The sequence below is a fragment of the Delftia tsuruhatensis NBRC 16741 genome, assembly GCF_001571325.1.
Lineage (GTDB): Bacteria > Pseudomonadota > Gammaproteobacteria > Burkholderiales > Burkholderiaceae_C > Comamonas > Comamonas tsuruhatensis.
The window spans coordinates 34,041-58,084 of sequence record NZ_BCTO01000012.1 but is presented as its reverse complement, the minus strand read 5'-3'; the positions used below and the strand labels follow the sequence as shown (position 1 = coordinate 58,084).

The 24,044-nt window shown below is 66.1% G+C and carries 24 protein-coding genes; 9 read left to right on the top strand and 15 right to left on the bottom strand.

Going from position 1 to position 24,044, the window contains the following annotated elements; genetic code table 11:
* Nucleotides 1-18: 18 nt before the first annotated feature.
* From DTS01S_RS05210 to accD, 4 genes are all read left to right on the top strand, one after another.
* Nucleotides 19-741 (top strand): phosphoribosylanthranilate isomerase, encoded by a 723-nt coding sequence (locus DTS01S_RS05210; RefSeq protein WP_016447768.1) that lies wholly within the window; start codon nt 19-21, stop codon nt 739-741.
* Nucleotides 719-1,975: a tryptophan synthase subunit beta gene (trpB, locus tag DTS01S_RS05205; RefSeq protein ID WP_016447769.1), complete on the top strand. Its 1,257-nt coding sequence runs from the start codon at nt 719-721 to the stop codon at nt 1,973-1,975. Before DTS01S_RS05210 ends, trpB begins: the two co-directional genes overlap by 23 nt.
* Nucleotides 1,972-2,781, top strand: coding sequence for a tryptophan synthase subunit alpha (gene trpA, locus DTS01S_RS05200; RefSeq protein ID WP_016447770.1), 810 nt, complete (start codon nt 1,972-1,974; stop codon nt 2,779-2,781). The genes trpB and trpA overlap by 4 nt, the downstream gene beginning before the upstream one ends.
* Before the next feature lie 65 nt (nt 2,782-2,846).
* Nucleotides 2,847-3,722 (top strand): acetyl-CoA carboxylase, carboxyltransferase subunit beta, encoded by an 876-nt coding sequence (accD, locus tag DTS01S_RS05195; protein ID WP_016447771.1) that lies wholly within the window; start codon nt 2,847-2,849, stop codon nt 3,720-3,722.
* Nucleotides 3,723-3,799: 77 nt separating this feature from the next.
* Here the strand turns inward: accD and DTS01S_RS05190 are convergent, their stop codons facing one another.
* Complete coding sequence (locus DTS01S_RS05190; protein WP_061287419.1) at nt 3,800-4,357, bottom strand: YggT family protein; 558 nt, start codon at nt 4,355-4,357, stop codon at nt 3,800-3,802.
* A 90-nt stretch (nt 4,358-4,447) separates the two neighbouring features.
* Here DTS01S_RS05190 and DTS01S_RS05185 point away from each other — a divergent pair, with 90 nt between their 5' ends.
* The 5 genes from DTS01S_RS05185 to DTS01S_RS05165 all read left to right on the top strand — a co-directional run bounded on the left by DTS01S_RS05185 (nt 4,448) and on the right by DTS01S_RS05165 (nt 10,006).
* The gene (locus tag DTS01S_RS05185) at nt 4,448-5,122 is read left to right on the top strand and encodes an LON peptidase substrate-binding domain-containing protein (RefSeq protein WP_017405349.1); all 675 of its coding nucleotides are present in this window, start codon (nt 4,448-4,450) and stop codon (nt 5,120-5,122) included.
* Between the two features lie 246 nt (nt 5,123-5,368).
* Entirely contained in the window at nt 5,369-6,928 is a 1,560-nt protein-coding gene (lysS, locus tag DTS01S_RS05180; RefSeq protein WP_016447774.1) for a lysine--tRNA ligase, read from the top strand.
* Nucleotides 6,929-7,019: 91 nt separating this feature from the next.
* On the top strand, nt 7,020-8,036 hold the full coding sequence (locus DTS01S_RS05175; RefSeq protein WP_017405348.1) for a hypothetical protein: 1,017 nt from the start codon (nt 7,020-7,022) through the stop codon (nt 8,034-8,036).
* 119 nt (nt 8,037-8,155) lie between these two features.
* Entirely contained in the window at nt 8,156-9,229 is a 1,074-nt protein-coding gene (locus tag DTS01S_RS05170) for a GGDEF domain-containing response regulator (RefSeq protein WP_016447776.1), read from the top strand.
* A gap of 108 nt (nt 9,230-9,337) precedes the next feature.
* Nucleotides 9,338-10,006 (top strand): mechanosensitive ion channel family protein, encoded by a 669-nt coding sequence (locus DTS01S_RS05165; protein WP_174538860.1) that lies wholly within the window; start codon nt 9,338-9,340, stop codon nt 10,004-10,006.
* Between the two features lie 67 nt (nt 10,007-10,073).
* Here the strand turns inward: DTS01S_RS05165 and purT are convergent, their stop codons facing one another.
* From purT to DTS01S_RS05095, 14 genes are all read right to left on the bottom strand, one after another.
* Nucleotides 10,074-11,291 carry a formate-dependent phosphoribosylglycinamide formyltransferase gene (purT, locus tag DTS01S_RS05160; RefSeq protein WP_016447778.1) on the bottom strand — a complete coding sequence of 406 codons (1,218 nt, stop codon included), beginning with the start codon at nt 11,289-11,291 and terminating at the stop codon, nt 10,074-10,076.
* Nucleotides 11,292-11,401: 110 nt separating this feature from the next.
* On the bottom strand, nt 11,402-12,064 hold the full coding sequence (locus DTS01S_RS05155) for an HD domain-containing protein (RefSeq protein ID WP_061287418.1): 663 nt from the start codon (nt 12,062-12,064) through the stop codon (nt 11,402-11,404).
* A gap of 18 nt (nt 12,065-12,082) precedes the next feature.
* The gene (locus tag DTS01S_RS05150) at nt 12,083-12,742 is read right to left on the bottom strand and encodes a DUF1294 domain-containing protein (RefSeq protein WP_017405345.1); all 660 of its coding nucleotides are present in this window, start codon (nt 12,740-12,742) and stop codon (nt 12,083-12,085) included.
* A 7-nt stretch (nt 12,743-12,749) separates the two neighbouring features.
* Nucleotides 12,750-13,856 (bottom strand): 6-phosphofructokinase, encoded by a 1,107-nt coding sequence (locus tag DTS01S_RS05145; RefSeq protein WP_017405344.1) that lies wholly within the window; start codon nt 13,854-13,856, stop codon nt 12,750-12,752.
* Nucleotides 13,857-13,965: 109 nt separating this feature from the next.
* Nucleotides 13,966-15,057: a beta-N-acetylhexosaminidase gene (gene nagZ, locus DTS01S_RS05140; RefSeq protein ID WP_016447782.1), complete on the bottom strand. Its 1,092-nt coding sequence runs from the start codon at nt 15,055-15,057 to the stop codon at nt 13,966-13,968.
* A 49-nt stretch (nt 15,058-15,106) separates the two neighbouring features.
* Complete coding sequence (acpS, locus tag DTS01S_RS05135; protein ID WP_016447783.1) at nt 15,107-15,502, bottom strand: holo-ACP synthase; 396 nt, start codon at nt 15,500-15,502, stop codon at nt 15,107-15,109.
* 20 nt (nt 15,503-15,522) lie between these two features.
* Nucleotides 15,523-16,296 carry a pyridoxine 5'-phosphate synthase gene (locus tag DTS01S_RS05130; protein WP_017405343.1) on the bottom strand — a complete coding sequence of 258 codons (774 nt, stop codon included), beginning with the start codon at nt 16,294-16,296 and terminating at the stop codon, nt 15,523-15,525.
* Nucleotides 16,293-17,063 (bottom strand): DNA repair protein RecO, encoded by a 771-nt coding sequence (recO, locus tag DTS01S_RS05125; RefSeq protein WP_016451180.1) that lies wholly within the window; start codon nt 17,061-17,063, stop codon nt 16,293-16,295. Before recO ends, DTS01S_RS05130 begins: the two co-directional genes overlap by 4 nt.
* A 27-nt stretch (nt 17,064-17,090) precedes the next feature.
* Nucleotides 17,091-18,125: a GTPase Era gene (gene era / locus DTS01S_RS05120; RefSeq protein WP_017405342.1), complete on the bottom strand. Its 1,035-nt coding sequence runs from the start codon at nt 18,123-18,125 to the stop codon at nt 17,091-17,093.
* Nucleotides 18,122-18,805 (bottom strand): ribonuclease III, encoded by a 684-nt coding sequence (gene rnc / locus DTS01S_RS05115; RefSeq protein WP_012207060.1) that lies wholly within the window; start codon nt 18,803-18,805, stop codon nt 18,122-18,124. The genes era and rnc overlap by 4 nt, the downstream gene beginning before the upstream one ends.
* Complete coding sequence (locus DTS01S_RS05110) at nt 18,806-19,168, bottom strand: DUF4845 domain-containing protein (RefSeq protein WP_016451179.1); 363 nt, start codon at nt 19,166-19,168, stop codon at nt 18,806-18,808.
* Between the two features lie 70 nt (nt 19,169-19,238).
* Nucleotides 19,239-20,216, bottom strand: coding sequence for a signal peptidase I (lepB, locus tag DTS01S_RS05105; RefSeq protein WP_016451178.1), 978 nt, complete (start codon nt 20,214-20,216; stop codon nt 19,239-19,241).
* Nucleotides 20,216-22,024 (bottom strand): translation elongation factor 4, encoded by a 1,809-nt coding sequence (gene lepA / locus DTS01S_RS05100; RefSeq protein WP_016447789.1) that lies wholly within the window; start codon nt 22,022-22,024, stop codon nt 20,216-20,218. Before lepA ends, lepB begins: the two co-directional genes overlap by 1 nt.
* Before the next feature lie 429 nt (nt 22,025-22,453).
* Nucleotides 22,454-23,923, bottom strand: coding sequence for a DegQ family serine endoprotease (locus DTS01S_RS05095; protein WP_026062374.1), 1,470 nt, complete (start codon nt 23,921-23,923; stop codon nt 22,454-22,456).
* Nucleotides 23,924-24,044 lie beyond the last annotated feature (121 nt).

Sequence of the window (24,044 nt, the reverse complement as noted above, 5' to 3'; positions counted from 1 at the left end):
CCCCATTCTTCAGCCCCCATGCAGCGCACCCGAATCAAGATCTGCGGACTCACCCGCGAACAGGATGTGGACGCAGCCGTGGCCGCCGGCGCCGACGCCGTGGGCTTTGTCCTCTACGCCCCCAGCCCGCGCGCCGTGACGGTGCAGCGTGCCGCCGAGCTGGCGCGGCGCCTGCCGCCCTTCGTGACACCGGTGCTGCTGTTCGTCAATGAAAGCGCCGCCAACGTGATGGCCGCCTGCGCCGCCATCCCGGGCGCCTGCGTGCAGTTCCACGGCGACGAGTCGCCCGAGGACTGCCTTGCCGCCACATCGGGCGGCACCCGCGCCTTCCTGCGCGCCGCGCGCATTCCCCTTGGTCCCGATGCCGCGCGCTTCGACCTCGTAGAATATGCCCAGCGTTACTCGAAAGCCCAGGCCATACTGCTCGACGCCCATGTCGACGGCTATGGTGGTGGCGGAAAAGCATTCAATTGGTCACTCCTTCCACCAAACGTCGCCTCTCACCTCGTTTTGTCTGGTGGACTCACGCCTGCAAACGTGACCGATGGCATCTTGCAAGTGCGCCCGCGAGGACTCTCGCTGGCCGTTGATGTCAGTTCCGGCGTCGAGGCCGATGGTCCCGACGGCAAGCCCCTCAGGGGCATCAAGGACGCCGGCAAGATACACCGATTCATCGCCGCCGTGCGCGCGGCCGATGACCAACTTTTGCAGACAAGCCATGTTCGAATACCAGTACCCTGACGCATCTGGCCACTTTGGCCGCTTCGGCGGCAGCTTTGCCAGCGAAACCCTGACACACGCTCTGACCGAGCTGCGCGACGCCTACGCCAAGTACCAGAACGACCCGGAATTCGTTGCCGAATTCCAGTCCGAGCTGGCCCATTTCGTCGGCCGCCCTTCGCCCGTCTACCACGCGGCACGCATGTCGCGCGAGATGGGCGGCGCGCAGATCTACCTCAAGCGCGAAGACCTCAACCACACGGGCGCGCACAAGATCAACAACGTGATCGGCCAGGCCATGCTCGCCCGGCGCATGGGCAAGCCCCGCATCATTGCCGAGACGGGCGCCGGCCAGCACGGCGTGGCCACGGCCACCATCTGCGCGCGCTACGGCCTCGAGTGCATCGTCTACATGGGCTCCGAGGACGTGAAGCGCCAAAGCCCCAACGTCTACCGCATGCGCCTGCTGGGCGCCACCGTGGTGCCGGTGGAATCGGGCAGCCGCACGCTCAAGGATGCGCTCAACGAGGCCATGCGCGACTGGGTGGCCAACGTGGACAACACCTTCTACATCATCGGCACCGTGGCCGGCCCCCACCCCTACCCCGCGATGGTGCGCGACTTCCAGAAGGTCATCGGCGAGGAATGCCTGACGCAGATGCCCGAGTTCCTGGGCGCCGACCGCCAGCCCGACGCCGTGGTCGCCTGCGTGGGCGGCGGCAGCAATGCCATGGGCATCTTCCACCCCTACATCCCGTTCGAGAACACGCGCCTGATCGGCGTGGAGGCTGCGGGCGAGGGCCTGGACAGCGGCAAGCACTCGGCCTCGCTGCAGCGCGGCAGCAGCGGCGTGCTGCACGGCAACCGCACCTTCATCCTACAGGACGAGAACGGCCAGATCACCGAGACGCACAGCATCAGCGCCGGCCTTGACTATCCCGGCGTCGGCCCCGAGCACGCCTGGCTGCAGGAACTGGGCCGCGCCCAATACGTGGGCATCACGGACCAGGAGGCCTTGGACGCCTTCCACTACCTGTGCCGCACCGAAGGCATCATTCCCGCCCTGGAGTCCAGCCATGCCGTGGCCTATGCCATGCAACTGGCCAAGACCATGCGCGCCGACCAGTCCATCCTCGTGAACCTGTCCGGTCGCGGCGACAAGGACATCGGCACCGTGGCCGATCTCTCGGGCGCCGACTATTACGACCGTCCCTCCATGCGCGGGCTCACGGTCAAGGGAGGAGCAGCTCAATGAGCCGCATCACCACGACTTTCACCAAACTCCAGGAAGATGGCCGCAAGGCCCTGATCCCCTACATCACCGCGGGCTTCCCGTTCGCGGCCATCACGCCGTCGCTGATGCACGGCATGGTGGAGGCTGGCGCCGATGTGATCGAGCTGGGCGTGCCCTTCTCCGACCCCATGGCCGACGGCCCCACCATCCAGAAGGCTGGCGACCGTGCCATCGCCAACGGCGTGGGCCTGGTGCAGGTGCTGGCCTATGTGCGCGAGTTCCGCCAGAAAAACCAGACCACGCCCGTGGTGCTGATGGGCTATGCCAACCCGGTGGAGCGCTACGACCAGATCCACGGCAAGGACCGCTTCGTGGACGATGCGGCCGAAGCCGGCGTCGACGGCCTGCTCATCGTGGACTACCCGCCCGAGGAGTGCGAGGCATTCGCCGCGCAACTGCGTGCGCGCGACATGGATCTCATCTTCCTGCTGGCACCCACGTCCACCACCGAGCGCATGCAGCAGGTGGCGCGCGTGGCCAGCGGCTATGTCTACTACGTCTCGCTCAAGGGCGTGACCGGCTCGGGCGCGCTCGACACGGCAGCCGTGGAAGCCATGCTGCCGCGCATCCGCGAGCATGTGAGCATTCCCGTGGGCGTGGGCTTCGGCATCCGCGACGCGGCCACGGCACAGGCCATCGGCCGCGTGGCCGATGCGGTGGTGATCGGCAGCCGCATCATCGAGATGCTGGACGGCCAGCCCCACGAAAAGATCGTCCCCCTGACCATCGACTTCCTGCGCGGCGTGCGCAAGGCACTCGACGCGTAGGTCGCATAATGCAGCCCTTGCATGCGGCCCGGTGCCGCATGCCCTGCGCCTGAAAAGGAAACACCATGTCCTGGCTTGAAAAACTCCTGCCTGCCAAAATCCAGCAAACCAACCCTACGGATCGCCTCCAGCAGATCCCCGAAGGTCTGTGGATCAAGTGCCCGAGCTGCGAGACCGTGCTCTACAAGGCCGATCTGGAGAAAAACCAGAACGTCTGCCCCAGCTGCAGCCACCATCACCGCATCGGCGCGCGCGCCCGCCTGAACCATTTCCTGGATGCCGAAGGCCGCTATGAGATCGGCCAGGAAGTCATTCCTGTCGACGCCCTGAAGTTCAAGGACAGCCGCAAGTACCCCGAGCGCCTCAAGGAAGCGCTGGAGAACACCGGCGAGACCGATGCCCTGGTCGTCATGGGCGGCGCCATCAAGAGCGTCAATGTGGTCGCAGCCTGCTTCGAGTTCGAATTCATGGGCGGCTCCATGGGCTCCGTGGTCGGCGAGCGCTTCGTGCGTGGCGTCGAGACCGCCATCGAGCAGAAGGTCCCCTTCATCTGCTTCACCGCCACCGGCGGCGCGCGCATGCAGGAAGGCCTGCTGAGCCTGATGCAGATGGCCAAGGCCAATGCAGCGCTCACGCGCCTGGCCAAGAAGGGCCTGCCCTACGTCTCGGTGCTGACCGACCCCACCTTCGGCGGCGTCTCCGCCAGCTTCGCCTTCGTAGGAGACATCGTCATTGCCGAGCCCAAGACCCTGGTCGGCTTCGCCGGCCCGCGCGTGATCGAGACCACCGTGCGCGTGAAGCTGCCCGAAGGCTTCCAGCGCGCCGAGTTCCTGCAGGACAAGGGCGCCGTGGACATGATCGTGGACCGCCGCGAGCTGCGCGACCGCATCGCCGCATCGCTTGCCATGCTGCAGCGCCTGCCGGCCGACGCTGTTCAGTAAAGCCTCGCGCAGACACAAAAAAGCCGCCGCAGGTGGGTGCCTGCGGCGGCTTTTTCACGTCCGGGAAACTGGGGAAATCAGGCCAGCAACATCAGGCCCGAGCCCTGGATATAGCCCAGCACCATCAGCGCAATCTGCAGCAGCACCAGGGCCACCAGTGCCGACAGATCGATACCGCCGATCAGGGGCACGATGCGGCGAATGGGCCGCAGCATGGGCTCGGACAGGCGCTGCAGCACGCCGTACATCGGCGACTGCGGCTGCACCCACGACAAGATGACATAGATCAGCAGCACGCCCACCATGCCCGACAGCGCCACGCGCACCAGGCCGCACAGGGCCAGCCACGGCAGGGCGACCACATTGGACTGCCCGCCCATCAGCAGCCACAGCAGCACGAACTGCAGCATCTGCAGCAGGAAGGCCGCGATCAGGCTGGACATGTCCCAGCGCCCGGCCGGCTTGATGACGCGGCGCAGCGGCATCACGATCCAGTCGGACAGCGCAAACACCAGTTGGCCGACCGGGTTGCCGAAGGGAATGCGCTGGGCCTGCATGTACATGCGCAACAGGCAGACGCCGGTCAGCAGGCCAACGACCACGTCGAGCAAAAAGGAAACGATCTGAAAAAGCATGGCGTTGTAGGACTGCGAGAGGAAGATCGGACCACGGCCAGCCGGCCTTGGCACAGCATGGGATGATAGCTGCCGCATCCCGCCCATCACATGACCGCCCATACCGCACTGCACTCCCTGCCGCTTTTCCCCCTGGGCAGCGTCCTTTTTCCCCAAGGCCTGCTGAGCCTTCGCGTCTTCGAGGTCCGCTACCTCGACATGATCCGCAAGTGCGAGCGCACGGGAGCCCCCTTCGGCGTGGTGGCATTGCAGGCCGGCAGCGAAGTGCGCAAGGCCGGTGCGGCCGCCGAGCAGCTGCATGCCGTGGGCACGCTGGCACGCATCGTCCAGCTGCAGCAGCCCCAGCCCGGCCTGCTGCACCTGCAGTGCGAGGGCACGCAGCGCTTTCGCATGCAGGATCACCGGCAGCTGCCCCACGGCCTGTGGGTGGCCGATGTGCAGTTGCTGCCTGCCGACACCGCCGTCCCCGTCCCCGATCACCTGCTCGCCACGGCCCAGGCCCTGGCCCAGGTGCTGATGCAGCTGCACGCACGATCCACCGACGCCGACCATGCCCGGCTGCCCAGCGCCGAACAGATGGGCGACTGCGGCTGGGTGGCCAACCGCTGGACCGAGCTGCTGCCCCTGCCCGTGTCCATCAAGCAGCAACTGATGGCCTTGGACAGCCCGCTGGTGCGGCTGGAGCTGGTGGCGGATGTGCTGGAACGCAGCGGCATAGGCAATTCGCAGGGGACGGCGCCCGGCCCCCCGCCCGCCGCGCACTGACGAATTGGCGGTCCTGCGGCGTCATACCGCAGCAAGGTCCGGCACATTGACGGCACCACGCACCGAAAGCGCGGCAAAAAACTTAAAATCGCGGATTCAGCCCGCCAGCTGCGGGGCCTGCCGGTGGCATTTGCTGCTGCCGCTGCATTTTCCAGCCCTTCCCGCCTGGCTTTTTTTCGGCTTTCCCCGATTTTCCCCTCCGGCTTTTTTCCGGCCCCTCGGCGTTTTGCGCTGGCGCTCATTGTCATGACCGAACACAACACACCATCTGCAGCGGACCAGACCGCTCCCCAGGACGAAAACCAACTCATCGCCGAGCGCCGCGAAAAACTCAAGGCCCTGCGCGAACAGGTGCGTGAACAGGGCGGCGTGGCCTTCCCCAACGACTTCAAGCCGGCCGACCGCGCCGAGGCCCTGCAGCAGGCCCATGCCGACAAGAGCGCCGAGCAGCTCGACGCCGAATCCGTGCAGGTCAGCCTGGGCGGCCGCATGATGCTCAAGCGCGTCATGGGCAAGGCCAGCTTCGCCACCATCCAGGACGGATCGCTGGGCCCCACGCACGGCCGCATCCAGCTGTACATCACGCGCGACACCGTGGGCGAGGAGGTCTATGCGGCCTTCAAGCGCTGGGACCTGGGCGACATCCTGGGCGCCGAAGGCACGCTGATGAAGACCAAGACCGGCGAGCTGTCGGTCAAGGTGCAGACGCTGCGCCTGCTCACCAAGAGCCTGCGCCCCATGCCCGACAAGTTCCACGGCATGGCCGATCTGGAGCAGAAGGTGCGCCAGCGCTACGTGGACCTGATGATGGACGAGCAGGCCCGCCGCCGCTTCATCGCGCGCAGCAAGGCCGTCTCGGGCATCCGCGAATTCATGGTGGAGCATGGCTTCCTGGAAGTGGAGACGCCCATGCTGCATCCCATTCCCGGCGGCGCCAACGCCAAGCCCTTCGTCACCCACCACAACGCGCTGGACCAGGAGATGTACCTGCGCATCGCGCCCGAGCTGTACCTCAAGCGCCTGGTGGTCGGCGGCTTCGAGCGCGTGTTCGAAATCAACCGCAACTTCCGCAACGAAGGCATCTCGGTGCGCCATAACCCCGAGTTCACCATGATGGAGTTCTACGCGGCCTACTGGAACTACCGCGACCTGATGGACTACACCGAGGCACTGGTGCGCGACGCCGCGCAAAAGGCCGTGGGCACGCTGCAGCTGACCTACGGCGGCAAGCCCGTGGACCTGTCCCAGCCCTTCCAGCGCCTGACCATTCCCGAGGCCATCGTCAAGTTCACCGAAGCCGGTGACAAGGTGGCCGACCGCGAATGGCTGACCAATGCCCTGCGCAAGCTGGGCATGACGGAAGAAAAGGACCGCCTGTCCACCCGTACCCTGGCCAGCCTGCAGGTGCTGTACTTCGAGGAAGTGGTCGAGGAAAAGCTCTGGCAGCCCACCTTCATCATGGAGCACCCCACCGAGATCTCGCCGCTGGCACGCGCCAATGACGAGCGCCCCGAAGTCACCGAGCGCTTCGAGCTGTACATCACGGGCCGTGAATTCGGCAACGGCTTCTCCGAACTCAACGACGCCGAGGACCAGGCCGCGCGCTTCAACGCCCAGGTCCAGGCCAAGGACGGTGGCGACGACGAAGCCATGTACTTCGACCACGACTTCGTGCGTGCCCTCGAGTACGGCATGCCCCCCACGGGCGGCTGCGGCATCGGCATCGACCGCCTGATGATGCTGCTGACCGACAGCGCCAGCATCCGCGACGTGATCCTGTTCCCCGCCCTGCGCCGCGAACAGTAACCCCCCGGCATCCAGCGCCTGCGCGCATGGCCAACTGAAGCCGCCTGCGTTCCCTTGGGAGCCAGGCGGCTTTTCCCTATACTGGCTCGCCATGCACATCCCCACCTACTGGGCGCAGGCGCGCCTGCGGCATGAAAGCCGCCCCACCCACGGCATCACCGTCCAGCGCTGGGGATGGTCCGACACCAGCCAGGAGGCTGCCCAGGCCCACGCCCAGGAGCGTGCCGCCAAGGCCCTGCAAGACGCCCGCAATGCGGCGCTGCCCCCAGGCGAGCCGCGCATGGAATGGAAGAACGAGTACGCGCTCGACGGCTTCAGCACCCCCATACGCGAAGAAGTCCTGCAGCGGCGCGACGGCACGGTGATGACGCGCAACAGCTACGGCGCCCACTGCCTGAACACCGAGCGCGTGGCCATCGCCGATATCGACCTGCCCGAGCCGCCCAGCGCTGTGCGCTTTCCCGTCGTGACCCTGCTTTTGTTGGCTTCGGCCGCCACCTGGCTGGCCCGGCTGGCACCGCACAAGAACAATTCGAGGATGGTGGCCACAGCGCTGGTCGTGCTGCTGCTGTTCCTGGCCATGCGGCGCGTGCAGCGCTGGTGGGAGGCGCGGCAGGCGCGCCGGCGCGCGGCCACGGACTCGCCGTCCGCACGCGCCATGGAGCGCGTGCAGGCCTTCCACCAAAGCCATGCCGACTGGGGGCTGCGCGTCTATGAAACGCCCAAGGGCCTGCGTGTCATCGTCACGCATACCGATTTCGCACCCGACGACCCTGCCGTCACGCAGCTGTTCGACGCCTTGCAGGTGGACCCGCTCTATGCCCTGCTGTGCGAGCGCCAGCAGTGCTTTCGCGCCCGCGTATCGGGCAAGCCCTGGCGCATGGGCCTGACCGGACTGTCCACCTCGCTGCGCCGCTGGCCCCAGCCCGAGCAGACGCGGCAAGAGCGCCGCCAGTGGGCGCTTGCCTATGACGAAAAAGCCCAGGGCTTTGCAGCTTGCAGGCTGCTGCAGCAACTGGGCAACCCACGCCTGTGTGCGGCCGCCGACGCCTTCGTGCAATGGCACGACGAAGCCAGCCGGGCCCGCACGGACCTGCCCCTGGCCTGAAGAAAGCCGGGCATCCACAATCGCACACGAATACAACGACCGACTTACACTGGCGCCACCCCCATGCCGCGTACTGCGCAGCCCCCTGACCCATTTCTGGTCTCACAACCCTGAAGGCCATGCCCGCTGCCCCACCACCTTCGCCCACCGACAGCACCGACTCTCCCGCCATCGAGCCCACCGGAGCGCGCTTCGCCAAGCCGACGGACGAGGCATCGCCGTTTTGCGTGCTGGTCGTGGAAGACCAGGCCTCGGTACGCACCAGTCTGGTCAGCGAGCTGCTGCATGCGGGCGTGACCCGCGTGCTGGAGGCTGCCGATGGCCCCAGCGCCCTGGCACTGTTCCGCGAGCAGCGCCCCGACCTCGTGCTGCTCGACATCCGTCTGCCGGGCGAGGACGGCTACTGGGTGGCCCGCCAGCTGCGCGAGGCCGAGCCCGGCGAGTGGACGCCCGTCATCTTCCTGTCCGGACTGGACAATGACCTGGACGTGTGGCGCGGCATCGAGGCCGGAGGCGACGACTACCTGGTCAAGCCCGTCAAGCCCATCGTGCTCGTGGCCAAGCTGCGCGCCATGCGCCGCCTGCTGGACATGCGCCGGCGCCTGGTATCGCTGTCGGCCGAGCTGCATGAGGCCAACCAGAAGCTCAACGAAATGGTCGAGCTCGACCAGCTCACGGGCCTGGTCAACCGCCGAGGCTTCGACCGCATCCTGCATGCCGAGATCGCCTCGGCCCGCCGCGAGGGCCAGCCGCTGACGCTGATGCTCTGCGACCTGGACCATTTCAAGCGCTACAACGACACCTATGGCCATGTGCATGGCGATGAATGCCTGAAACAGATAGGCCGCCTGCTGCGCGAGGTCTGCGTGCGCCCGCGTGACGTGGCGGCGCGCTATGGCGGCGAGGAATTCGCGCTCATCCTGCCGCGCACGCCACGCTCGGGGGCCATGACGTTCGCGCGTGCCGTGGGCCAGATGCTGCGCGTGCTGCGCATACGCCACCCCGACTCACCCCATGAATCGGGCCTCACGCTGTCGGGCGGCATCACCACCTGCGTCCCCGACGAATACACCAGCGCCGAAGCCATGCTCATGCGCGCCGACCAGGCCCTGTACGCGGCCAAGGCGCAGGGGCGCGACCGCTTCTTCAGCTTCGAGATGCAGATGGACACGGTGGAGCAGCGCCGCACCTGACTGCCGGGCCTTGCGCCTGCGCTTACGATCGCAGCTCAATGCCGGGCGCGCGCAAGCCGCGCATCCGGGTCCTGAATGCGGATTGCTGTTTCCTGAATGTTTGAAGTTATGCGTCGTTTTCAAGCGCACCTGCCCGCATGGATGCAGGATTGGCTGGAGTTCATCATCCCCGGTGCCCAGATCCTGCTGATCATCGGTGCGGCTTGGCTGCTCAATCGCCTGGTTCGCCGGCTGATCGCACGCGCGGGCAGGCACTACGGCCTGCCGCCGGAGCTGCTGGTGCCGCTGCGCGGCGTGTTCCGCTGGATTCTCATCGCCGCCACCGTGCCGCTGGTACTGGAGCGCCTGGGCGTCTCGGCCACCGTGCTGTGGACGGCCTTCACCGGCTTTGCCACCGTGGGCGCCGTGGCCTTCTTTGCGGCCTGGAGCGTGCTGTCCAACCTGTTCTGCGCCCTGCTCATCGTCATCGTCGGGCCCTTTCGCCTGGGCGACTACATCGAGGTGCTGGACACGGCCGAAAAGCCCGGTGCCAAGGGCCGCGTGATCGACATCAACATGCTCTACACCACCTTGCAGGATGCCCATGCGCCCGATGGCTCGCCCAATCTGCTGCAGATCCCCAACTCGCTGATCTTCCAGCGCGTGGTCCGGCGCTGGAAGGGGGGCCTGGGCGCGGATGGCGAGCATGCCAGCCATGGCGAGGAGGAGCGCGCCATCCGGCTGACCACGCCGCATGATGCCCAGCCCTCGCAGCCTCCCATGCACACGACCAACTAAGGCCGGTACCCCATGAAAAAAGCCGCCGCCCGGCAAAGGGACGGCGGCTTTGTCATTGGGCAGCGCCTCAGGGCTTGCGCGGCCGGACCTTGCTGGCGGCCAGCTTGGCGTTGGTTCGCGCCTGCTCCACATCCTGGGCGCGCGCCAGGGCCACGCCCATGCGGCGCTTGACGAAGCTCTCTGGCTTGCCGAACAGGCGCAAGTCCGTGCCCGGCACGGCCAGGGCCTCGTCCACGCCGTCGAACACCAGGCCTTCGGCATCCTGCCCGCCATAGATCACGGCGCTGGCGCCGGGATTGCGCAGCGAGGCATCCACGGGCAGGCCCAGGATGGCGCGCGCATGCAGCTCGAACTCGCTTTGCCACTGCGTGGCCAGCGTGACCAGCCCCGTGTCGTGCGGGCGCGGCGAGACTTCGCTGAACCAGACCTGCTCGCCCTTGACGAACAGCTCCACGCCAAACAGGCCCAGGCCGCCCAGGTCGTCGGTCACCGCCTTGGCGATGTCGCGCGACTTCTGCAGCGCCGCCGGGTGCATGGGATGGGGCTGCCAGCTTTCCACATAGTCGCCGGACTGCTGGATGTGGCCGATCGGATCGCAGAAATGCGTCTGCACCTGGCCGTCCGCACCCTTGGCGCGCACCGTGAGCTGGGTGATTTCGTAGTCGAAGTCGATGAAGCCTTCGACGATCACACGGCCATGGCTCACGCGGCCGCCGGCCATGGCGTAGTCCCAGGCCTTGGCCACGTCGTCCGGGCCGTCCAGCTTGCTCTGGCCCTTGCCCGAGCTGCTCATCACGGGCTTGACCACGCAGGGAAAGCCGATGGCGGGCTGGCCATCCGTGCCGTCGATGGCAGCCTGCAGTTCCTGCTGCGAATCACAGAAGCGGTAAGGGCTGGTGGCCAGGCCCAGCGTCTCGGCGGCCAGGCGGCGAATGCCTTCGCGGTCCATGGTCAGGCGCGCGGCGCGGGCCGTGGGGATCACGGTGACCACGCCTGCCGCTTCCAGCTCTTCGAGCATGGGCGTGGCAATGGCCTCGATCTCGGGCACGACCAGGTGGGGTTTCTCGGCCTCGATCAAGGCCTTGAGCTGGGCCGGATCGCTCATGGTGATGGTGCGTGCGTGGTGGGCCACCTGCTGACCGGGCGCGTTCTCGTAGCGGTCCACGGCAATGGTTTCCACGCCCAGGCGCTGCAGCGCGATCAGCACTTCCTTGCCGAGTTCGCCGCTGCCCAGCAGCATGACTTTGGTGGCATGGGGGGAGTAAGGGGTTCCAAGGGTGGTCATCTGCGCGTCCGGTGAGCCAGGCAGAGCCTGGGCAAGATAAGAAAGAAAGGGAGGCAGGCCTGCACGGCCCGCAGCAGCCCCCGATCATAGGATGCCGACGCAGGCGCCGCCTACAAACCCAGCGCCTGCGCGAGGTTGCACCGCGCCCGCGCCTCCAGCCGTTGCCGGAACCAGTCAGTGCAGTAGATGGCCTCGCGCTGCATGAAGCCCTGCAGCACCTCGCGGCGCTTGGTGCGGTACAGCGGCAAGGGCACCCATTCGTACTCGGCCCGCACCTGCAACTCGTATTCGGCAAACCGCAGAGGGTCGGCCGCGAGAATGCCCAGGTCGGCATCCACCAGCAGTTGGGCGTCGATCCCGGACGGCTGTGCAGTGTGGCAGGTCGCCATGATCAGGCCGTGCACGCGCCCGGCCACCTCCGCCGGCAGGCCCTGCCCGCGCACCACGGCCACGGCCCAGTCGGCGCTGCGCGCCTCGTTGTCCTTGGCCTGGGTTTCGTAGACGGCATCATGGAACCACAGCGCCAGCGCCACCTCGCCGGGGTGCGCGGCCAGGCCCAGCGCCGGCTGCAGCAGGCCCATGGCCTCGCCCAGATGCTGCAGCGTGTGGTAGTGGCGCTGGGGCTCGCTGTAGCTTTGCAGCAGCTCGGCCAGCACAGGCTGCGGCGCGCTGGCGCCCAGTGCGGACCAGGCATGCTGCCAAGATGCCTGCCAGGTCTGCAGCGATGCATCGTTTGCGCTGGGCATTTCGGCCCCTGGTCCAACCTGGGTCATCGCCTGCTCCTTGGGTCTTCAGAAGATGCCGGGTGCCAGAGCCCGCAACGGCGCACCCGCCGGTGACAGCAGCCAGGCCAGCAGGCAGCAGTTGATCCCCACGGTGATCCAGAACACCAACTGGAACGAGGCCTTGCTGGACTTGTGCCGCAGCAGCCCTTGCGCGAGCAGCGCGCCAGGCCAGCCGCCCAGCAGCGCCAGCAGGTGCAGGCGGCCTTCGCTGGTACGCCAGCGGTCGTGCACGGCGGCGGACTTGTCGAATCCGTAGACCATGAAGGTCACGAAGCTTGCCGCCGCATACAGGCCGACCAGTGCCCAGGGCATGCGGCCAATCCAGGCAACGGCCATCAGCACGCAGAAGAAGGCAGCGGCCAGCCCCACTGCCACCTGGCCTCGCACAGTTGACTGAGGCCGCGAGGACATGCCGGCACGGCGTCGCCGCGCAGGCTGCGGATGGCCGCTACTGGACTCGCCAATGAAGGCGACATCCTGGGCGCGCCATTTCCCTTGGGCGTTGCGGCCGGGTACGTAGCTGACGCGCTCGCCGCCCTCGGGCCTGCGGCGGCGATCGGTGAAGGACTTGATGTGGACAAAGACCGGCGCCCCGCCGCCATCGGGCTCGATGAAGCCGAAGCCCTGCTCGTCCTTCCAGCCGGTGATGCGCCCCTGTTGCCGCATGGCGGGCTCAGTGGCGGCCAGCGCGGCCAGCGGCGGCCGGCGACGCAGCAGGCTTGCGGGGCTCGCCCAGGCAAATGCCTATGTCGCGCGCCATGGTGAGCAGGCCGTGGTCCAGCGGCACGGTGCGCTGGGTGTTGGCCACGCGTGAGATTTCCACGCTGCCGATCTGCCCGCCCTGCAGCGTGACCATGCGCCCAAAGCCGCCGGACAGCACCAGCTGCGCCGCATGGTGGCCGTACTGCGTGGCCAGCACGCGGTCAAAGGGAGTGGGGTCGCCCCCGCGTTGCACATGGCCCAGCACCGTGGTGCGCACCTCGCTCCTGAGATGGGGCTGCAGGCGCTCGCGCAGCACATGGCCGACGCCGCCCAGGCGTACGGGGTCCGGGCTTTGCTCTATGCGCTCACGCACCGTGAGGCTGGCACCGCTTTCCTTGGCGCCCTCGCCGATGCAGATGATGGTGTAGCGCTGGCGCTGCTCGCGCATGCGGCAGAAATCCACGATGGCCTGCAGGTCGTAGTCGATCTCGGGCAGCAGGATGACGTCGGCCGCACCGGCAATGCCGGCCTCCAGCGCCAGCCATCCGGCATGGCGCCCCATGGTCTCGACGATCATCACGCGGTGGTGGCTGTTGGCTGTGCTCTCGATGCGGCGCAGCGCCTCGGTGGCCGTGGCCACGGCGGTGTCGAAACCAAAGCTGCGCTCGCAGTTGGCAATGTCGTTGTCGATGGTCTTGGGCACGCCCACGCAGGTCAGGCCCACCTGTTCGGCCAGGCCATGCGCCAGGCTCATGGTGCCGTCGCCGCCGATGGCCACCACCACGTCCAGTCCCAGCGCCCGGACGTTGCGACCCACATGCTCCAGCGTGGCCTCATCGCGCAGGGGATTGGCGCTGTTGCTGGTGCCCAGGATGGTGCCGCCCACATGCAGGATGCCCGAGACCTCGTCCCAGCCCAGGGGCTTGACGCCGGGCGGGTCGAGCATCAGGCCCTCGAAGCCGTCGGCAATGCCCAGCACCTCGCACTGGCCGTGGTTGATCAGGGACTTGGTGACCGCACGGATCACCGCATTCAGGCCGGGGCAGTCGCCACCTCCGGTCAGCACGCCAACGCGCATGGGAAAACTCTCCTGTGAAAACACTTGGCGTGCGCGTCCTCCATGGCCCGCACAGCCTTTGCAAAGCCCGCCAGGCCTCAGCCGGCCAGCCGCTGCGCTCGTCAATCCATCAAGGCAGCAGGTCCAGCGCCTGGAGGTAGGCCGGCTGGCGCATGAGGTCGTCCCAGGGCTGGGGCACGGTCTCCGGCAGCAGGGCCAGGCGGCGCGATTCGCTGTCGGCATCGGGCTGCCAGCGGCCACTGCGCTGCGCGGCCTCCATGCCGGCCAGCAGCTCGTCCACATGCTCGCCCAGGCCCAGGCTCTGGTTGCACAGCAGCACCATGTCGCAGCCGGCCTCCAGCGCGGCCAGGGCTGCGTCGGTGTAGCCGATGAGTTGCCCGTCGATGCGGCGCGCGCCCTCCATGCTCAGGTCATCGCTGAAGATGGCGCCGTCGTAGCGCAGGCGGCTGCGCAGGATGTCCTTGAGCCACTTGGCGGAAAAACCGGCCGGGCGCCTGTCGACCTTGGGGTAGATCACATGGGCCGGCATCACGGCCGTGAGCACGCTGGACAGCCAGGGATAGGGCGCGGCGTCCTCGCCCAGGATGGCGGTGAGGCTGCGGCCATCGACCGGAATGTCCACATGCGAGTCGGCCTTGACGAAGCCGTGGCCGGGAAAGTGTTTGCCGCAGTTGCCCATGCCGGCCTGCAGCAGGCCGTGCATTAGGCTGCGGGCCAGCGCCGCCACCACGCGCGGGTCGCGGTGGAAGCTGCGGTCGCCGATGACGCTGCTGGCACCGTAGTCAAGGTCCAGCACCGGGGTGAAGCTGAAATCCACGCCGCAGGCACGCAGCTCGGTGCCCAGCACGTAGCCGGCCGCCGTGGCGGCGTTCATGGCGGCCAGGGCGCCACTGCCTTCGCGCTGCTTGCTGCCCTTGCCGTCGTCCATCCACATCTGGCCGAAGGCGCGCATGGGCGGCAGATGCGTGAATCCGTCGGCACGAAAACGCTGCACGCGCCCGCCCTCGTGGTCCACGCAGATCAGCAGGTCGGCTTTGACGCCCTTGATATCGGCGCACAGCTGCACCAGTTGCTCGCGGCTTTCCCAGTTGCGGGCGAAGAGGATGATGCCGCCGACCAGCGGATGCGCCAGGCGCCGGCGGTCCGCGTCGGTGAGCGCCTTGCCGGCGATGTCGATGATCAGGGGTGCGTGCTCGGTCATGCTATGAATCCTGTGGAGTCAAAAAAGCCAGCGCTGCGCCGGCCGGGTGTCAGGCGCGGCGCTCGACCACGCAGAAGCTGGCCGCATAGTCGCTCTCGTCGGTCACGGACAGGTGAACCTGCAGGTTCCGTGCCTCGAACCATTCCTTGAGCGCGCCGTGCAGCACGATGGCTGGCTGGCCACTGGGCAGCTTGACGACCTCGCAGCTGCGCCAGGTCATGGGCATGACCATGCCCATGCCTATGGCCTTGGAAAAGGCCTCCTTGGCGGAAAAGCGCGTGGCGACGAAGCGGATGCCGCGCTCGGGCCAGCGCGCGCGGCGGGCTCGCCAGGTGGACAGTTCGCCTTCGGCCAGCACCTTCTCGGCGAAACGGTCGCCATGGCGCTCCAGGCTGGCGCGGATGCGGCGCACGTCGCAGATGTCGGTACCGATGCCGTAGATCATGGATTCGCTCCGCGAAAGCTTCAGGCGCGCGCCGCCATGCCCTGGTCTATGCACTGCTGGTAGGCGCGCACGGTTTGGGCGTAGCCCAGCTCCAGCGCGTCGGCGATCAGCGCATGGCCGATGGAGACTTCGAGCAGGCCCGGCACGCGCGCCACGAAGGCGGCCAGGTTGTCGCGGCTGAGGTCATGGCCGGCATTGATGCCCAGCCCGGCGTCCAGCGCAGCCTGGGCCGCCGCCGCGTAGGCCTGCAGTTGAACTTCCTGGTCTGCCGTGCCCCAGGCGGCCGCATAGGGCTCGGTGTACAGCTCGACCCGGTCGGCGCCCACGGCGCGCGCAGCGGCCATCTGTGCGGGAACCGGGTCCATGAACAGGCTGACGCGCACGCCGAGTTGGCGGCATTCGGCGATCAGCGGCTTCAGGCGCTCGGCGTCCTGCGGGAAGTTCCAGCCATGGTCGCTGGTGAATTGGTCCTCGCTGTCGGGCACGAAGGTGGCCTGGTGCGGGCGCGTGGCCCGGATGAAGTCCATCAGGTTCTGCGTCGGGTTGCCCTCGATGTTGAACTCCGCCTGCGGCCACTGCTTCATCAGCGCATGCAGTTCATAGACATCTTCGCTGCGGATATGGCGCTGGTCGGGACGCGGATGGATGGTGATGCCCTGGGCACCGGCCTCCAGGCAGATGCGCGCGGCGCGCGTCACGCTGGGAATGCCCAGATGGCGCGTGTTGCGCAGCAGCGCAACCTTGTTGACATTGACCGACAGCGCCGTGCGCTGCGAAGCGTGGGAAAGATTCATAGCGATTGCAGATCCATCATCAGCTGGCGGGTGCGCAGCATGGGACTGCCGCAATGGTATTGCAGCAAGGCCCTCAGTTGGGGCTTGAGGGCCAGCGCCGCCTCGGGCTGGGCCACCACATGCAGTGTGGCGTTGAAGGCCTGCCGTGCCTGCAGCGCGCTTTCAATGGCCTGCCATTGCGCAGCGCCCAGCACGGCGCGCTCGCCCTGCAGCGCCGGGCGCAGGCCGCCTTCGGCCACCAGCGCATAGCGACGCCCCTCGGCCAGCGGAGCCAGCGTGGCGCTTTCCTCATTCAAGGCAGGCAGATGGCCCAGTTCGCGCAGCAGCAGCAGCTCGAAGGTGCGCAGCACGGGCTCGATGGCATCGCCATGCTGGCCTGCCAGCACGCGCACCACGCCGGCATAGATGTCGAACAGCGCCGCGTAGGGATCGTCGCGCGCCAGCAGGCGCATCAGCAGCTCGTTGAGGTACAGGCCCGACAGCAGGGCGTCACCCTGGGGCATGACATGCCCGCCCACCCACTCTGCGCCCTTGAGGGTATGGATCTCGCCATTGCCCTCGCCGCCCAGGCTGTAGCTCAGGCTCAGCGGCTGCAGCGGCAGCAGCACGGGGCGAAAGTTCGAGGTCGGCCGCTTGACGCCCTTGGCCGCCAGCGCCACGCGGCCCCGGTGACGCGTGAAGACCTCAAGGATCAGGCTGGACTCGCTCCAGTCGTAGCTGTGCAGGACGAAGGCCGGCTCGTCCGAGACACGCTTGGCGCTAGCCATGGACGCAGGGCCTTGCGGTAAGGGTGCTCACTCGTAGCCGAACGAACGCACGCGGGCTTCGTCGTCGGCCCAGCCGGAGCGGACCTTGACCCAGACTTCGAGGAAGACCTTGGCATCCATGAGCTTCTCCAGCTCCTGGCGCGCCTCGGTGCTGATGCGCTTGAGGCGCTCGCCCTTCTCTCCGATGATCATGGCCTTGTGGCCGTCGCGCTCGACCACGATGGTGGCCGCCACGCGGATGAAACGCTTGTGCTGCTTGCTGGCCTCTTCCTCGAACTTGTCGACGACCACCGTGGAGGTGTAGGGCAGCTCGTCGCCCGTGAATCGGAACAGCTTCTCGCGCACGGTCTCCGAGGCGAGGAACTTCTCGCTGCGGTCGGTCAGCTCGTCGGCGGCGTACATCCAGTCCTGCTCGGGCAGGTACTTCTCGCAGATGCCGAACAGGCGCTCGATGTCTCCCTTGTTCTTGGCCGACATGGGCACGAACTCGGCGAACGGATGGCGCTCCTGCATGCCCTTGAGCCAGGGGGCGATCTCGGCACGGCGGCCCACGGTGTCCAGCTTGTTGGCAATCAGCAGCGTGGGGATGCCAGGCTTGAACAGCGACAGCACCTTGGCATCGGCCAGCGTGAACTGGCCGGCTTCCACGACGAACAGGATCAGGTCCACGTCGCCGATGGCGCCCATCACGGTCTTGTTGAGCGACTTGTTCAGTGCCGTGCTGTGCTTGGTCTGGAAACCCGGCGTATCGACAAAGATGAATTGCGTCGCGGCGCGCGTGCGAATGCCCGTGATGCGGTGGCGCGTGGTCTGCGCCTTGCGCGAGGTGATGCTGATCTTCTGGCCCACCAGCGCATTCATCAGCGTGGACTTGCCCACATTGGGCTTGCCGACGATGGCGATCAGGCCGCAGCGCTGCGGGCCGGTCGGCACCTCGGGTGCCGGGGTGTCATCAGCAGCGGATGCCGTGCGAGCTGCGCCAGCGCCGGGCTTGGCCGCAGCCAGCAGGGCATCGAGTTCGGCGGCGGTCTGTGCCGGCGCCGGGGGTTTGTCTTGGTTCATGCGTGTCTTGCTTTCAATAGTTCCAGCATGGCTGTGGCAGCCGTCTGCTCGGCGGCCCTGCGCGAGGCACCCGTTCCCCGGGCCTGCAGTTGCAACTCGGCAATCGCGCAGGCCACCTCGAAGGTCTGGCGATGGGCGGCGCCCGTGGTGGCAACCACTTCGTACTGCGGCAGCTTCATGCGCCGCCCCTGCAGCCATTCCTGCAGGGCCGTCTTCGCATCCTTTTCGGCTGCGCGCATGTGGGGGTTGATGTCCACGCCCTCGAAGAGATGGTGTACCACCTTCTCGCCCGCAGCGTAGCCGGCGTCCAGATACACTGCGCCGATCAGGGCCTCGACCGCATCGGCCAGGATGGAGGGGCGTTGCTTGCCGCCCGACTTGGATTCGCCTTCGCCCAGGCGCAGCAGATCGGGCAACTGCAGCCTCAGCGCGATCTGGTGCAGCGTGCCTTCCTTGACCAGGTTGGCGCGCACGCGGGACAGATCGCCCTCGGGCATGGAACTGAGCCGCTGGTAGAGCAGGCTGGAAATGGCAAGATTCAGCACCGAGTCGCCGAGGAATTCCAGGCGCTCGTTGTTGTCTGCCGAGAAGCTGCGGTGCGTGACGGCACGCTGCAGCAATGCAGGCTCGGCAAATTGATGCTGCAGCCTCAGCTGCAGCGCATTCAGTAAGGGAGGCACCTATTGGGTCTGCTTCTTAAAACGGTAAGTCAGGTAGGCGGGGCCCACGAGATGGATCTCGCGCGAATATTCGAACCCCACCACCACACGGTCATTGATTTTGGTCACCTCGAGGTCTGCGCCCTTCACGGATGTGAAGTCATCAATGGCGGCGGAACGCTCGAAGCTGGCCTTGACCTCGGCCACGGAATTGCCTTCGCGGGCCGCCTTGTTGGCGGCCTTGACGATGGCCTGGTACTCCAGGAAGACCGGCACTGATTGTGCGCCCACGGCCACCACACCCACGCCCAGGGCAATCACAAACACCAGTCCCAGAAAGGACAGACCGCGCTGGCGCGAACGCCGGTTGTTCGATGTCAACATGCTTTTTCCTCCTCCGATGTGAATCCCTCGCGCATGCCTGGGGGCATCTGGCCCTCAGGCATGCATGTGATCAATGGAAGCCGCCGATGCGCTTGAAATCCCCGAAGTTCATCCAGACGAAGAAGGCCCGGCCAACGATGTTCTTGTCGGGCACAAAGCCCCAGTATCGGGAATCCAGCGAATTGTCGCGGTTGTCTCCCATCATGAAGTACTGGCCCTCGGGCACCTTGCAGGTGATGCCTTCGACGCTGTAGCGGCAGTTCTCGCGGAACTCGAAGCCGCTGGCACCCTGGATGAATGCGGGCACGTCCTGGTTCACGATCATGCGGTGCGGCTTGTCGCCCAGCGACTCCTCGTACTGCTTGAAGTAGCGCATCGCGTCCTTGTCGAAGAAGTCCGGCAGTTCGCTGACCGGGACTTCCTTGCCATTGACCGTCAGCCGCTTGTTCAGATAGGAGATCTCGTCACCCGGCAGGCCCACCACGCGCTTGATGTAGTCCAGGCTGGGTTGCGGAGGATAGCGGAACACCACCACATCGCCGCGCTGCAGCGGCTGGCCCTGGGTGATCTTGGTGTTGATCACCGGCAGGCGCACGCCGTAGGTGAACTTGTTCACCAGGATCAGGTCGCCCACGAGCAGCGTGGGAATCATGGAGCCCGAGGGAATCTTGAACGGCTCGAACAGGAACGAGCGCAGGACAAAGACGATGGCGATCACGGGGAACAGGCCCGCGGTCCAGTCAAGCCACCAGGGCTGCATGAGGATGCGGCCCTTGGCCTCTTCCGACACCTCGATGTCGGTCTTGGCGATGCCCATGCGGTCGAGTTCTGCGCGGCGCGCCACGGCAGCCTCCTCGATGGCCACGGCGGCGCGGCGGCGGCGGGGCAGGAAATACAGCCGTTCGGCCACCCAGTACAGGCCAGTGACCACGGTGGCCAGGAACAGCAGCAACGCGAAGTTGCCCTCGATGAAGCCCGTGTACCAGGCGCCGATATAGCCCACGAAAGCCGCCAGCACGACGGCCGTAATCCATTGCATGGCTTGCATCAATCCTCCACTTGCAAGATGGCCAGGAAGGCCTCCTGAGGCACTTCCACCGAACCGATCTGCTTCATGCGCTTCTTGCCGGCCTTTTGCTTCTCCAGCAGCTTGCGCTTGCGGGTGATGTCGCCGCCATAGCACTTGGCCAGCACGTTCTTGCGCATGGCCTTGACGGTTTCCCGAGCAATGATGTTGGCGCCGATGGCGGCCTGGATGGCCACGTCGAACATCTGGCGGCTGATGATCTCGCGCATCTTCGCCACCACGGCCCGGCCGCGGTACGTGGCCTGGGAGCGGTGCACGATGATGGACAGCGCATCGACCTTCTCGCCGTTGAGCAGGATGTCCACCTTGACCACGTCGGAGGCGCGGTACTCCTTGAACTCGTAGTCCATGGAGGCATAGCCGCGCGAGACCGACTTGAGCTTGTCGAAGAAGTCCAGCACGATCTCGCCCAGCGGCATCTCATAGGTCAGCATCACCTGGCGGCCGTGGTACTGCATGTTGATCTGCACGCCACGCTTCTGGTTGGCCAGCGTCATCACCGGACCCACATAGTCCTGCGGCATGTACAGGTGCACGGTCACGATGGGCTCGCGCACCTCCTCGATACGGCCGGCATCGGGCATCTTGGACGGGTTCTCGACCTGGATGACCTCGCCATCGCCCTTGACCACTTCGTAGACCACGCTGGGCGCGGTGGTGATCAGGTCCTGGTCGAATTCGCGCTCCAGGCGCTCCTGCACGATTTCCATGTGCAGCAGGCCCAGGAAGCCGCAGCGAAAGCCGAAGCCCAGCGCCTGAGAGACTTCAGGCTCGAACTGCAGGGACGAATCGTTGAGCTGCAGCTTTTCCAGCGCATCGCGCAGCTGGTCATATTCGCTGGCTTCGGTGGGGTACAGACCCGCGAACACCTGGGGCTTGATTTCCTTGAAGCCGGGCAGGGCCTCGGTGGCAGGGCCCAGATTGTTGGGAAGCTTCTTTTCCAGCGTGATGGTGTCGCCCACCTTGGCTGCCTTGAGTTCCTTGATGCCGGCGATGATGTAACCCACCTCGCCGGCGCGCAGCGCGTCGCGCGGCACGTCGGCCGGAGTGAACACGCCCAGGTTGTTGGCTTCGTAGGCAGCGCCCGAAGCCATCATCTTGAAGCGCTCGCCACGCTTGAGTTCACCATCGACCACGCGCACCAGCATCACGACGCCCACGTAAGTGTCGAACCAGCTGTCGATGATCATGGCGCGCAGTTGGCCATTGGGATTGCCCTTGGGCGGCGGCACCTTGGCAACCACGGCCTCCAGGATCTCGTCGATGCCCATGCCGGTCTTGGCCGAGCAGGGAATGGCATCGCTGGCATCGATGCCGATGACGTCCTCGATCTCTGCCTTGGCGTTGTCGGGGTCAGCCTGCGGCAGATCCATCTTGTTGAGAACGGCCGTTACTTCCACGCCGAGATCCAGCGCGGTATAGCAGTTGGCCACGGTCTGTGCCTCTACGCCCTGAGAGGCGTCCACCACCAGCAGCGCTCCCTCGCAGGCCGACAGGGAACGCGAGACTTCGTACGAGAAGTCCACGTGGCCGGGCGTGTCGATGAGGTTGAGGTTGTAGACCTGACCATCCTTGGCCTTGTACTGCAGGGCAGCCGTCTGCGCCTTGATGGTGATGCCGCGCTCTTTCTCGATATCCATCGAGTCCAGCACCTGGGCTTCCATGTCACGGTCAGCCAGGCCTCCGCAACGCTGGATCAGGCGGTCGGCCAGCGTCGACTTGCCATGGTCGATGTGCGCAATGATGGAAAAATTTCTGATGTGGTTCATCAACGAGAAGGACTGCTAGTGAAAGTGGAAAACGACAGGGTCGGCGCGCAAGAAAAAAGGGCGCGTCCATGAACGACGCGCCCCGAACCAACAATCTCTGGCAACTGCGATAGTTGGGACTTTATTGTAGGCAAAAAGGGCTGGAAACCAAGCCCTGACAAGGCCTGCAAAGCTCCGGGCTTGATCTGTCACAATTATTTATCAACAGTTTATCAACAGACCCGACAAGCCATTTCTAGCCCGTCGATCACCGGATAGTGCGGTGCTTTTGCACCGCAACAATCCTCTTTGAAAACAGGTTTCTGACGCCTTGAGCCGTCACGCTTTGGTGGGGCATTTTACCCAATGCCCCAAGGGGCATGGGCAGGCCTTGGTCCGGATTCCGAGGGTATTCCCCAGGACCCCGAAAAACCGACCTGCCCCAGCCCCTCAGCGGGCAGGACGGATGAGCACGTACTGAGCCCATTCGCCGCGGCGCACCAGAAGGTTCACCGGCTTGCTCTTGTCCACCTTGGCCAGCGTGGCCTCGAAGCTCTTGAGCCCCGTGATCTCGACATTGGCCAGTTGCAGGATCACATCACCTTCGCGCAGGCCTGCGCGTGCTGCCGCCTCGACAGCGGCCGTCACGCGGACACCGCCCTTGATGCCCAATTCCCTTTTCTGGGCATCCGTGAGTTCGGCCAGCGTCAGGCCCAGCGACTGGGAGACCAGGGTGCTGCCCTTGCCTGCAGCCTTTGCCTGGGGAGCGCCATCGGGCTCGACTTCGGCGATCACCATGGTCAGATCCTTGGCGGCTCCGCGGCGGAATACCGTGATGGTGCTGCGCGTTCCGGGCTTGGTATTGCCCACCAGACGCGGCAGGTCGGCGACCTTCTCAATGGCCTTCCCATCGAACTTGATGATCACGTCACCCGCCTCGACGCCGGCCTTGGCGGCTGGGGAATCGGGTTCCACGGCAGAGACCAGCGCACCCTGAGCCTTGCCCAGGCCGATGGATTCGGCAATGTCCTTGGTGACCTGCCCGATTTGCACGCCGATGCGCCCTCGCGTGACCTTGCCGGTGGCGCGCAGCTGGTCGCTGACGCGCACGGCCTCGTCGATCGGAATCGCGAAGCTGATCCCCATGAAACCGCCGGAACGCGAATAGATCTGGCTGTTGATGCCCACGACCTCGCCGCGCATGTTCAGCAACGGGCCGCCCGAGTTGCCGGGATTGATGGCCACATCGGTCTGGATGAAGGGCAGATAGTCTCCCGTGTCGCGCTGCTTGGCGCTGACGATGCCTGCGGTGACCGAGTTGTCGAGGCCGAAGGGCGATCCGATGGCCATCACCCACTCACCGACCTTGAGACGGTTCACGTCGCCGATCTTCACGGCGGGCAGTCCGGTGGCATCGATCTTGACCACGGCCACGTCGGTGCGCTTGTCGCTGCCCACGATCTTGGCCTTGAACTCACGCTTGTCGGTCAGCGTGACGATGACCTCGTCAGCGCCTTCGACCACGTGGGCATTGGTCATCACAAAGCCGTCCGCCGTCAGGATGAAGCCCGACCCCACGCCACGCGGCTGTTCCTCGTCAGGCTGTGAACGCGGCTGGGGGCGTTGGCGCGGCACATTGGGCACGGGCAGGCCGAAGCGGCGGAAGAACTCGAGCATGTCCTCATCCATGCCCAGCGCCTCGGCAGAGTTGGCCGACGCCTTCTCCAACGTGCGGATGTTGACCACGGAAGGCCCTACCTGCTCGACCAGGTCGGTGAAGTCCGGCAGACCCCGCACCACGGCACCGCTTTGCGCATGAGCGGCACTCACCGGCACCAGCATTGAGGCGCTGCCAGCAGCCAGCGCCAGAACGCCTGCCAGTGTGCAGGACTGCAGCGTCTTCCATCGAACTGTGGTCATGGTGATCCTTTCCTTCTCAATCATTGTGTTGCCCCCGTTCCCATTGCGCACGGGCGGCCTGTTCAGATACGCGGTGCCGACTTGCATCTCGGACGAACGCCACATTCTGGCGCAGTCCCGG